Genomic DNA, 12190 nt, shown 5'->3' with positions numbered 1-12190 from the left:
TGCATGAAAAATAGAGCAGTGTGGTTATTACTGATAATGGTTGCGATAGGCAGGAATACTGTCGTGGCACAGTCGCCGGTATATGTCCTGGATTTTGACAGGAACAGTTTTAAAGAAGTAATCACCCCGGCAGCAGAAGCGGTATATACCGTTGATCTGCAGCAGTCGCAGTTTTCAACCGGACTAAGTGGGTATGCGCTGGATCTTTCAGCGAATGCCATTTTAAGACGGCCCATAAAATTGGATAAGACAGCACTGCCTTCCTTTAATGAAAAAAGTTCCTTCTCTGTTCAGATCTGGGTGAAAACATTGCCCGGGGCATTAATGGGGACACCACTCATGGGAAATAAAAAGTCGGGCGATTTTAATACCGCCGGCTGGCAGATCTATTCACAGGAAAACGGTGCCTGGGCATTCATCTTGCAGGATGGTAAAAACCGCTACGATTATAAACCTACTGCCCAGAGACAAAAAATTAATGATGGGAAGTGGCACCAGATTGTCTTTACAGTAAACCGCACAAAGCGGGAGGTATGGATGTACCTGGATGGTGAAAATGTGGCGATTTACAATACGCCAGGTGCCGGCAGTTTTGAAAGTGAACAGGCCACCGTTGTGGGTGGATCGGATGAAAAATGGGAATATGGTTCCAACGCGCAGTGGGATGCCTTTAATGGATTTATTGATGACGTGAAAATATGGAACCAGGTTATCACACCGGAGGCGGTGCACCAGTTGTATGTAAATTACTTCCCGGAACCCGCAGCCAATAAACCATTGGAGCCAAAACAACTGAAAGTGTTGTCCTGGAATATATGGCATGGCGGCCATCGATATGGGCAGTATGTAGGACTGCAGCGGCTCATAGAAACGATCAAATCTACCAATGCAGATATTGTAGGGCTAATAGAAACATATGGATCAGGAGAAGTGATTGCAGATTCGCTGGGATATTATTTCTATCTTATCAGTTCCAATCTCTCTATCATGAGCAGGTTTCCGATTACTACGACTGTTATTGCTGATAAGCCATTTAATTTTGGTGGCGTAAAGTTGAAAATAAGTCCGGATAGGGAACTCTTATTTTTTGATACCTGGCTGCACTACCTCCCTGATTATGGAGATAGTGTGGTAAACAAACATAAGGCTGCTGCCGCTTTAATCGACGATGAATCAGCTACCAGGCAGGCGGAGATGACCAGCATTCTTGCGCTGATTCAACCGCTGCTTAAGAATACCGCACAGGTGCCTGTTATTATGTCCGGCGATTTTAATATCGGATCACACCTGGACTGGACGCCGGCTACCAGCGCTATTCATTATAACCTCGCCGTTGAATGGCCGGAAAGTAAGGCCATGATGAGTGCGGGGTTCACGGACAGCTACCGGCAACTCCACATTGATCCGCTGCTTGATCCGGGATTAACCTGGTCACCAAGAGCGGCGACTTCTTCCACAAAGTACGGCATGAGAGACCGGATTGATTTTATTTACTATAAAGGAGGTAGCCTGCAACCAATTATATCCCGTGTCATCGATTATCATCCGGTTATGTTCCCATCAGATCATGCGGCCGTGATGACGGTTTTTGACTATAGGAAAGGTGAAAAATAACAAGTCTTAAAATTAAATAATGATGGACAGGAAAGAATTTCTGGCAAAAGCCAGTCTCGCAAGCGGCGCTTTGGTATTTGCGCGTTTCCCGGAAGTATCTGCCAACAGTACAAAGATCCGGTTTGGGGTGATTGCTGATCTGCATCATGATGTTATGCATGATGGTCCCCAGCGTTTATCTGCTTTTATTGAAGAGATGAATACCAAAGCCCCTGATTTCATTATTCAGATGGGAGACCTTTGTGTTCCTAAAAAAGAAAATGCACCGCTGATGGATATCTGGAACCGCTTTAAAGGTCCCCGGTACCATGTAATAGGTAATCATGATACCGATGGCGGATTTACCCGTGAACAGGTAGTGGAATTCTGGAAAGCACCCGCGAAATATTACTCTTTTGATGCCAATGGTTTCCATTTTATTGTGCTGGATGGTAACGAACATAACGAAAGTAAGTCCCGTCCTCCGGGCTATGCACGATTTATCTCTCCCGTGCAGTTAGCGTGGCTGAGGAAGGACCTGGATAATACCAGTCTGCCAACAATCGTATGTTGCCATCAGGGATTGGACAATGATGCCGGCGGACTTGAAAATGGCACGCTATTACGCTATACACTGGAAGCAGCTAACAAAAAGGCCGGTAAACAAAAAGTAATCCTTGTGCTGAGTGGACATCATCACCAGGATTATTACAATCGTATCAATGATATTCACTACGTACAGATTAACAGTGCTTCCTATCAATGGTTAGGTGATGATCACCAGGAAATGCGTTACTCCGCAGAGATAGATAAAGCGCATCCCTATATAAAATATACGGTGCCTTATAAAGATCCTATCTGGGCCATGATTGAAATAGACACCAAAGGAACAATTACCATTCAGGGCAGGAAAACAGTTTTTGTGGGATCGTCTCCCGAAAAGCTGGGGGTAAATATGGATGAATACATTTATCCTATTGTTCCTTTTATTTCTGACCGGAAATTAGGGAAATCATAATTTCAGCACTTAATTTTTGACCATTGAAATACATCGTACGCTTACTGACGTTTAGTGCATTATTCTTTTTGCACACCTCTTTCAAACCTGCGAAGCCAGCACCCTTTACGGTGATCACCTATAATGTGTGGAACGGATTTGAAAGTGAAACACCGCGGAGAAATAGCTTTGTAGCCTGGGCTAAACAGCAGCAGGCAGATGTGATCGCCTTCCAGGAGTTGAATAATTTTACACAAACCTCTTTTGCAGAACTGGCTAAAAGCTGGGGACATCCCTATGCGGTGATTGTGAAGGAGAGCGGATACCCGGTGGGTATATCTTCCCGTTATCCCATTACCAATGTATATAAACAAATAGAAGGCATGCATCATGGCTGCCTGTATGCGGAGATAAAAGGGATCAGTTTTTTTGTAGTACATTTTTCTCCTTTCAGCAGTGCTAAAAGACTGGAAGAAGCCAATGAAATTTTACAGACCTTGCAAACTAAAAATAAGTTATCTGAGAAGGTGATCGTACTCGGTGATTTCAATGCTTTTTCCCCTGCTGATAGTCTGTTTTACATTACTTCCGGTGTGCGCGACAGCATGTACGTTGCAGAAACAAAAAACAGTGTGTTGCGGAATTTAAATGCACAGCATGAAATAGACTATGCTGTAGTTCGTTCTTTTCTGCATCATGGTTTTTATGATAGCTTTTCTTTATTACATCAGCCGTTTGATGCAAGCTATCCTACTAAAGTCTTTCCGGGAACTACCGTCAGCGATCAGATTAAAATTGACCAGGTATTGCTATCGGCTAAAATGAAAGCCAGCTTTAAAAGTGCCCGTATCATTAAAGATGCGGTAACAGATACTTTGTCGGATCATTATCCGATCATGGAAACTTTTAAAGCCCAATAAGTAAATGGACGCGGGTGGTGCCATGTCACCCGTGTCCGTTTATGAACACGCCCCTGTCATAACCGGACATTTTCCCGGAAAAATAAAATTATAACTCCAACATTATCAGAGCTCTTGTGATTGGCATATTTTTGATCTTTAACAGCTAACCTCACCTTGCTGTTATGTTCAGAAACTATATCAAAATCGCGTGGAGAAATTTGCTCCGGAACAACGTATATGCCATTATTAATATCGCTGGCCTTGCATTGGGGATTAGTGCCTGTCTGGTGATATTTCTCAGTGTGCACTTTGAGTTGGGCTATGATACCTTTCATCCGGGTAAAGAAAATATCTATCGGGTGGTAGCAGAGCTGGGATCTATGGAAAAGGGCTTTCATAAAATGGCTTCAGTGCCGGATCCTGCTCCTGACGCATTAGCCGGTCAGTTTTCCGGTGTTGAGTCGCTGGCAGGCATACATCCTGTCAGTGTTAAAGCGGCTGTTAAAGGTGAGAATGGAGAACTCAAAAAGTTTGAAGCACCTCAGCGTGGCGAGGGGAAGCCGGATGTAGTGATTACTTATCCCGAATACTTCCGGATATTTTCATACACCTGGCTGGCCGGCAAACCTACGACTGCTTTCCGGGAGCCATCTACCGTGGTATTGACTGCCAGTAAAGCTGCTAAATACTTTGGTGAGTTGTCTCCCGATCAGTATATCGGTAGAACGGTGAACTATAATGATTCGATACCACTCACGGTCAGTGGCATTGTAGCGGATTTACCGCAGAACAGTGACCTGATATTTTCAGATTTTATTTCTTACGCTACTGCTAAAAATACGCCGTTAAAAGACATGTTCGGTTTTGACCAGTGGGGCATGTTTGGCGGCACACAGCTATTTGTGAAATTGAATGCGGGTACTGATACCGCGCAGGTAAACCGGCAACTGGCGGTCTTTGGGAATGAACATATACGAACAGCCCCCGGAGGCAGTAAACTGCTTCGCTTACAACCATTATCTGATATTCACTTTAACACTGATTATAAGGACGATTTTACCCGGCAGGTGCATTTACCTACTTTGTATGGCTTGATGGGCATAGCGGCCTTTATATTGATTATAGCAGCTATTAATTTTATTAATCTTGCTACCGCACAATCTGTGGCAAGATCCAAAGAAGTCGGTATCCGGAAAGTGCTGGGCAGTAATCGCCGTAGCCTGGTGTTCTATTTCCTGACAGAAACATTTATCCTGACGAGCATCGCAGTGGTGTTTTCGTTGTTTGCGGTGAAACCCTTGCTGGCATTATTCAGCGCTTTCATGCCCAATGGGGTTGCGCTGCATTTGTTCAGCTGGCCTACCATCGTATTCCTATTGCTGATTACCCTGGTAACCACCTTGCTATCTGGTTTGTATCCTGCGAAGGTGCTGTCATCTTTCCATCCGGCATTAAGCCTGAAAGGAGCTACCGGGCAGAAAGGCAACCAAAAGGGATCGCTGCGTGTAGGATTGGTGGTCTTTCAGTTTACCGTTTCCCTTATATTTATTATCGGGTCACTGGTGATGAATAACCAGATGCGCTATATGTTAAATAAAGATCTGGGCTTTAAAAAAGATGAGATTATTACCATCCGCACAAACGATAGTTACCCCAAGACACAGCCCGGTGTGCTGGCCGAAAAAATAAGTACGCTGCCACAGGTGACTATGGTTAGCTTAAGTGAGGGAACACCTGCGGCCCAGGGGCATTGGGGTACCAATCTTAAATCGATGAGTAAAGACAATGCAGAAGTGGATTGTCAGCTGGAGCTGGCAGACGATAAATTTGTACCACTTTACCAGTTAAAATTGCTGGCGGGCAGAAATTTGTATACTTCAGATACTATCCGGGAAGTGCTTATTAATGAAACCTGTGCCCGGGCATTGGGATTTCAGCGTCCGGAAGATGCCATCGGTAAATTGGTGAAGTCCGGTATCAGTGATAAGCCCTACGATAAGATTATACCTATTGTAGGCGTATTAGCAGACTTCCACGTGCTGTCATTGCATGATCCTATTAAACCCACTTTCCTTGTTTCTTCCACGCAGATCTGCCGCTCTTTAAATATAAAGCTGTCCCTGGCTGGTACTACACCGGATCAGCTGAAACAAACAATGGCTGGTATTGAAAGAGCATTTACCAGCGTATATCCCAACGAGAAATTTGACTATCGTTTCTTCGATGATACGATCAGCAAATTTTATGAAAAAGAAAGGCAGATGGAAGGGCTGATGAATACCGCTATGGCCATTGCCATTATTATTTCCTGTCTGGGGTTATTCGGACTGGCAGCATTTACTGCCCGTCAGCGTACCAAGGAAATTGGTATCCGGAAAGTAATGGGCGCCAGCGTAAGCAATATAGCCGCTTTACTGAGCAAAGATTTTCTCCGGTATGTTTTCATCGCCGCTGTGCTGGCATCTCCTATTGCCTGGTATTGCATGCATAAATGGCTGCAGGGATTTGCTTACAGTGCCCCCATTTCCTGGTGGATATTTGTACTGGCAGGAATGATGGCGATGTTGATTGCACTGGTGACAGTAAGTTTCCAATCTATAAAGGCCGCGCTGGTGAACCCGGTAGAAAGCCTGAAGGCGGAGTAAATTAACTGAATTATAAAACGGGAAATCCTTTCCATATATTAAAATATATGGAAAGGATTTTTCAATTAAGGTTTATACAATTTATAAATTCTGGCCGTATTTCCTGGTGGCGGTGTGGTAGGACCTCCTGTTGCCGGGCGGAAGAAATAGATCGTATTTTTTTCATCTGCCCCTAATATTTTTACATCGAAGAAATTAACATATTTCGCCAGCCCGGTGGTATTGGTCTGTACTCCGCTAATATCCGTCGGTGAGGAAGCCAGAAGGGGAGGTTCTGCTGTGTGGTTGATTGTATTGATCTCACATCCGGCATACATGTAGGCTACGTTTTTTGTTATGTTAAAAGAGGTAGGAGACAATACCGAGTGGAACAATACCATTTCACCGGTAGAAAGTACCACTGTATTCCTTGCATCGAAAGCCACGTCATAATCCAGACTAATGGCCTCTGATTTTTTGTTACGGGCATATCCGGTTATAACGCTGCTATCGAAATAACTGTAGGTGAAAGATTTATTACTTCCGGGGAAAGACAGTAAGGGTTCTTCCTGCCTGAAATCATAATAGGAAATATTATTGGTGATGCGATCTCCTTTGATGGCGGTGAAGCCTAACAACGTAATGGGATTGAAAGTCACGCCATCAGGGGTGGAAGCATACTGACCGGGATACCTGGAGTCATTGCTGAATGCTGTTTTTACCTGCGCATTTGCCGATATATTTGATCCAATCCTCACCAGGTTATTGGCTGTTATATACACCGTGTTTTCTACATACAGGTTATTGTACGCATCGGGATGGATTTTATCAATTACCAGGTTTACCTGCGAAAGTGGGCCGGTAATAAGTCCCGGGCCAGGTACATCGTATATTCTGCTGGGATTGTTGCCAAAGCCACCAAAAAATGAACGGTTCAGGGTGGTCATCTCATGTGTGTGCAAATCTATTTTTACTAATCGTACTACCCCGTAAGGTTTTGCATCCGGGTCCGGATTATTGGGGCCGTTGTCGCTGACCTCTCCACTCACATACACGCTCCTTTCATCCCAGCTTATAGCAGCAGCTTTGAGGTAATTGAATTTAAAAATGTCATTGCCGGTACCATATTCCGTTTTGATCGCCACCAGTTGCTGCGGTGCAGTAGCCCCGGGCTGTAACAGGTATACTGCTCTTGAATTCGAAAAACAAATCTGCCCCGAGTGCCCCACATTGCCATCGGTGATATGGGAGTAGTCGAACCTGCGGAGGCCATCCTGAACAAAAGAAAGCAGGGAATCTACTTTTAATGTCGTATCTGTTTGCCCGGTAAAAGGAGGAAGATCTACTATCGCAATAGCAGGCGCCAGTATCGTCTGACCATTGGCCGTGATCTGTACCGGCCGGTTGCTGCCTGCACCCATTTCTTTGGTGATAAGCAGTTTAATAAAATCTCCGTCTACTACCGGTATTTCCGGCGTGCCATAAATCGAAATTTTTTTGGTGTATACCACTTTTCCGATCACATCACCTATCCGGATCTGTACGGATGCCGGAAATAACCGCCCAGCCAGTACCATAGTATCACCTACCTGGAACTGTGTTTTGTATACATAGTCGTAGCGGTCCTGGATATTACCAAGACCAGTACCCACTAAAGTAGCATGACCAGTAACCAGCGATGGCTGTTCGTTTAAACGTTTCTGGTCATTGACTACCTTTTTACAACCGGAAAAGGCAGCGAAGATGAATACCGCTGTCGCCATTATCCGGAAAGAAATATATTGTTGCCCCATGATTGTATTTTTAGTTCATTCTTTCAATAAAAAGTTCCGCATTCGCACTGAAATTTCTAACCTTGCCGGTGTAGTCTTTATAAGATACCGGCTGTGTATATCCTTTGAATACGATGGTATAGGAACGGCCGGGAGTAGCATCTATAAAGGTGCGCAGGAGCATATTCTGTGCATCATTTATCCTGGCAACACCAATAGACAAACGGGCTGCTGCTGTAAATGGAATGTCCACGTATGGCGTTACCTGCCGGAAATGCACGCCTTCCGGAAACATGGGCATTTTCTCTTTGCCCAGGGATATTAATACGGTATCGTTGGAGGCGCTCATATGCGCCATTCGTAACCTTATCTTTCCATCCGGTAACTTTCTCTCATCCGGAGTACTGATAATAATATAGGTGCCTGCACTATCGGTAATATATAACGAAGTATACGCATCAGGTTCGAGGGAGATGCTGGCCCGTTGCAGTTGTTTAAATGCGGTATCGGTAATGCCGGTGTTATGCATACCAGCTACCGCATTCATATAAGTTACCCAGGGTAGTACTGTATTGTATTCCACATTAGGATACAAAAAAAGGTTCTTGTTGGCGAGTGGACCGGGGGAATTATTAAAAAAGGGTAACTGTAGTCTCCCGTCACCTAACACCGGATCGGGTTCAATACTGTGGGAAATACTATCCCACAAAATAAGTACCCTTTGTTCAGGCTGTGCACCACTCAGCATCGTTGTCAGTTCAACCGAGGCATTATGAAAGCTGATCCTGCTTTTATTTTCCGGGTTATTCAGGGATGTTTTGCTGCAGGCATGGAGTAGCAGAGCTGCCAGTATCATCGCTGTTATTTTTTTCATACAGATTGTTTTAGGTAGATGACCACTGTTTGTTTAGAAGGCATAGGTAAATGACAGGTTGTAAAACCGCCCGGTATGATACAGGAGGAAAATGTTATCCCCTTTTTTAGCGTACCGGTGACCTGTGGCATTCGTTGCCATTTCTTCTTCTTCGTATTTGTAATTGTCGTTATTATCTTCTGCGAGTCTATACGGTTGATCGAGCAGATTTTGCACGGTGAAACGTGCCTGCAATGATTTATACAAGCGCTGTGATATAGTGAAGTCCAGCAGATGCCGGGGTAATTCAAGGATCGACGGCCTGGTAGACAATATCCCCGGAGCGAGTGCGGAGTCTCGTTTAATGGAGTTTATATTGCGCACACTCACGGCGTAAATGCTGGTACCGCTTACATTATAGATGACACCGATTTTAGTGCCACTGCCGGCATTTTCGTAATATAAACCGGCGTTGATGACATAAGGTGTCTGCCCCTGCAATGGTCGTCCACTAAAGGTTCCCAGCTGATCGCTGCCATTGAGTATGGCTTCTGTATTGGATACTTCACTTTTAATCCAGGCACCATTCAGATTTAATGATAAGCGGCGGAAAAAGCCGCCTGGAATAAACGACAGACTTTTCCTTACTTCTGCTTCTATACCATATACATCCGCTTTTTCCGGATTCTTAAACATAATACTCGTATATCCGTATACGTCATAACTGTTTCTGTCAATGCGGAAGCGCTCAATAGGGCGTTGTATATGTTTATGGAACACACCTATATTAAAAAGCTCATTCTGTGTGGCGCCTGTAGGATACCATTCCAACCTGATATCATAGTTGTCAATGGTGGAAGATACCAGGGCAGGATTACCGGTAATTTCTTCCATGGCGGTATAATCACGATCTGTAAAAGGACTCAGTTCTTTAAAATCAGGGCGGTTCACTGTACGTCCGTAACCGGTACGGATGGTCAGCTTCTTCAGCGGCGTGAGGGTAATATTTACAGAGGGTAGCAGGTTTGTTTTTTCGAGATGAACGTATACCGGTAAAACAAAGCCGCCGGCATTCACCGAGGAGGATATTTGCTGTCGGTTGTATTCCACGCGTACGCCGGCATTCACTGTCAGTATGCTGTTGAAAGGATGCCAGTCCGTCATCAGGTAACCGCTGTTATTTTGTTCACTACCTACATATGCATCTACCGGAGTAGTGGCATCATACAATTCGAGGCCGCTGCCGTCATTGCGGAAGTAGCTGGCATTCCAAAGGTGAGGCAGATCTGTTTCCCGCCATTGTACCACCTGCTGATTTACCACTTCCGGATTGGTAGGCAGACCATTGATGGCTTCAGTACTGTTAAACAATACTTTGCCCTGTACGCCGTAACGGTTTACTTTAAAATAGCGTCTTGCTACGTCACGGGTGCGAAACAGGTGATAGCTGCCGGTTTTTAGCTGCAATGTTTGGGTAATAGGAATACCTATATCGAAAGCACCGGTATAAGTTTTCTGCCGGCTTTCCTGGAAGAAGCGGCTCATCATACCATTGATGAGGTTTACAGGATCGCCGATATTGGAGCCCGCTGCTTTCCATCGCCAGTCTTTGGGTTCTGTTTCTACATTGATATGACCAGTGGGGAGAAAGCTGGTATAATAATTCATCCTGCGTTGATCCGGGCGGTTATCGAGATACCAGGTGTAGCCCAGACTCCAGTTGGCATACCAGCTGCTGTCGGTCGATAAGTAATGCATGCCATTCAGATTACCGGCATACATACTCCGTTGCTGAAAACTGTATTGCACTGATTTAGTTTGCTGCGATTGATAAGCAACGGAGGAGTTGGCAGTCCGTATATAGGAACTGGTGAAGTTCCTGCCTTCGTTCATCAGAAAATTCTGAAAGGTAAGGGAGTGATGGTCATTAAATTTTAAAGTAAGATTTTCTAACAGGTTGGTTTTAGCAATCTGCGTGGCCTGTTGTTCATAGCCTGTTTTATCATGTTCTGTATAATAAGGTGAATCATCCTGGCGGAAGGAGCCGCCTGTTTGGCGGTACAAATGATAGTTACGGTTGTCGAGTTGATAGGTGAAGGAGGTAAGATTATATAGCCGCCATCTGCCGGCTTTCCAGTTATCGAAATAATTAACATACAGCTGCATGTCCGGCATTGCCTTTCGCTGATGCAGGGAGAAGTCCGGGTTAAAGCCGCTGATTTTTTCATCCAGTGGCTTGAGGTTTACGAGGCCACTGCCATCACGTATATTACCCATATTGGCGGGCAGTTTGCGGGTGCCGTCATCAAAGCCCAGCGCATCGTATTTACCACCGTTGTAATGCATCATTTCTTTGCCGGTGGTGCCTTCCCGGTAAGATAGCTGCAGCCCGACATCGAGGTGGCGTACCGGCTTTGCATTTTTGGTAAATACTTTTACAGCACCGCCGGCATAATCACCAAATAGCTCCGCCGTAGGTGATTTATATACGAGGATGCGGTCAATGATGGAAGTAGGCAACAGGTCATATGCAAAGGCCCGGCTGTACAATTCAGTAGAAGGCGCAATGTTGTTGTTGAGATAGGTGATGTTGTAGCGCTGGTTCATCCCACGTACCACGATGAAACGATCGTCAGTAACGGTAACACCTGCAATACGTTTCACTACTTCAGCGGCGTTCCTGTCGGCTGTCCTGGAAATCTGTTCGTTGGAGATTCCTGATACCACTGCGCTGGCACTGCGGATTTCCGTGAGCAGCTGTTTGTCGCTGGAAAAGGTAACAGATTTAATGCGATGAGCGCCGGCATTTACCACCACTTCTTTCAGCGCTTCACCAGCCTGCAGCTTTACATCATAGGCGGCGGATTTATTTGCAGCTGCGGTCACATCAGAGAGGATATTGCGCTGATAACCACTATACGTTACCAACAGGGTGTATTTCCCGGCAGGAATATTTTTCAGATTATAGAAACCTTTTTCATCGGTAATGGTACCCTGCGCGCTGTTGGCAATCTGTATAGTGGCGCCTGGCAGTGGTTGCGCGGTTTCAAAATCTACTACTCTGCCATGTATCTCACCGGTAACTATTTTTTGTGCGGGTGGATTTCCTGGCAATATGAGAATATAATCATTGCTTTCGCGGTACAGCAGCGCGGTATTTTTGAGCAATGCCTGCAGTATCTGTGCTATGGGTGTTTCGTTAAAGGATAGCAACGGGACCTTGAAAGATTGTACATCTGTTGCGGTGAATGCAATGGATATTTTCGATGCCTTTTGCAGCTGCTGTAATGCGGCTGACAATGATTGCGGAGAAAACTGTATCGTCACTTTTGTCTGTAACCGGTTTTGCGCAAAGGAGCCGGAACAAACACCCAATACCAAAATATAAAGCAAAAAGATGCCCCTGCCTGAACGGAGCCGTTCAAGTACATTTTTTTTCATGATGTGAT

7 protein-coding genes are annotated in these 12190 nt (G+C 45.0%); 4 read left to right on the top strand and 3 right to left on the bottom strand.

Annotated elements, in window-relative coordinates; all coding sequences use genetic code 11:
- Positions 1–3 precede the first annotated feature (3 nt).
- The 4 genes from AB4Z08_RS00930 to AB4Z08_RS00915 all read left to right on the top strand — a co-directional run bounded on the left by AB4Z08_RS00930 (position 4) and on the right by AB4Z08_RS00915 (position 6137).
- On the top strand, positions 4–1614 hold the full coding sequence (locus tag AB4Z08_RS00930) for a LamG-like jellyroll fold domain-containing protein (RefSeq protein WP_441571882.1): 1611 nt from the start codon (positions 4–6) through the stop codon (positions 1612–1614).
- A 22-nt stretch (positions 1615–1636) separates the two neighbouring features.
- On the top strand, positions 1637–2611 hold the full coding sequence (locus AB4Z08_RS00925; RefSeq protein WP_441571881.1) for a metallophosphoesterase family protein: 975 nt from the start codon (positions 1637–1639) through the stop codon (positions 2609–2611).
- A 23-nt stretch (positions 2612–2634) separates the two neighbouring features.
- Positions 2635–3510: an endonuclease/exonuclease/phosphatase family protein gene (locus AB4Z08_RS00920; RefSeq protein WP_441571880.1), complete on the top strand. Its 876-nt coding sequence runs from the start codon at positions 2635–2637 to the stop codon at positions 3508–3510.
- A gap of 164 nt (positions 3511–3674) precedes the next feature.
- The gene (locus AB4Z08_RS00915; protein ID WP_441571879.1) at positions 3675–6137 is read left to right on the top strand and encodes an ABC transporter permease; all 2463 of its coding nucleotides are present in this window, start codon (positions 3675–3677) and stop codon (positions 6135–6137) included.
- A gap of 65 nt (positions 6138–6202) precedes the next feature.
- On the opposite strand, the gene AB4Z08_RS00910 is transcribed toward AB4Z08_RS00915, so the two are convergent.
- From AB4Z08_RS00910 to AB4Z08_RS00900, 3 genes are read right to left on the bottom strand one after another with little or no spacing between them, the layout of a single operon-like run.
- The gene (locus AB4Z08_RS00910) at positions 6203–7909 is read right to left on the bottom strand and encodes a hypothetical protein (protein ID WP_441571878.1); all 1707 of its coding nucleotides are present in this window, start codon (positions 7907–7909) and stop codon (positions 6203–6205) included.
- A gap of 10 nt (positions 7910–7919) precedes the next feature.
- Positions 7920–8762, bottom strand: a complete 843-nt coding sequence (locus AB4Z08_RS00905) for a hypothetical protein (RefSeq protein ID WP_441571877.1) — start codon at positions 8760–8762, stop codon at positions 7920–7922.
- A gap of 33 nt (positions 8763–8795) precedes the next feature.
- Positions 8796–12182, bottom strand: coding sequence for a carboxypeptidase-like regulatory domain-containing protein (locus tag AB4Z08_RS00900; protein ID WP_441571876.1), 3387 nt, complete (start codon positions 12180–12182; stop codon positions 8796–8798).
- Positions 12183–12190 lie beyond the last annotated feature (8 nt).

Origin of the sequence: Chitinophaga sp. RAB17 (assembly GCF_052114225.1) — a bacterium.
Classification (GTDB): Bacteria; Bacteroidota; Bacteroidia; order Chitinophagales; family Chitinophagaceae; genus Chitinophaga.
Note: the sequence above shows the minus strand (reverse complement) of the source record. Positions and strands in the feature narration are given on the sequence as shown.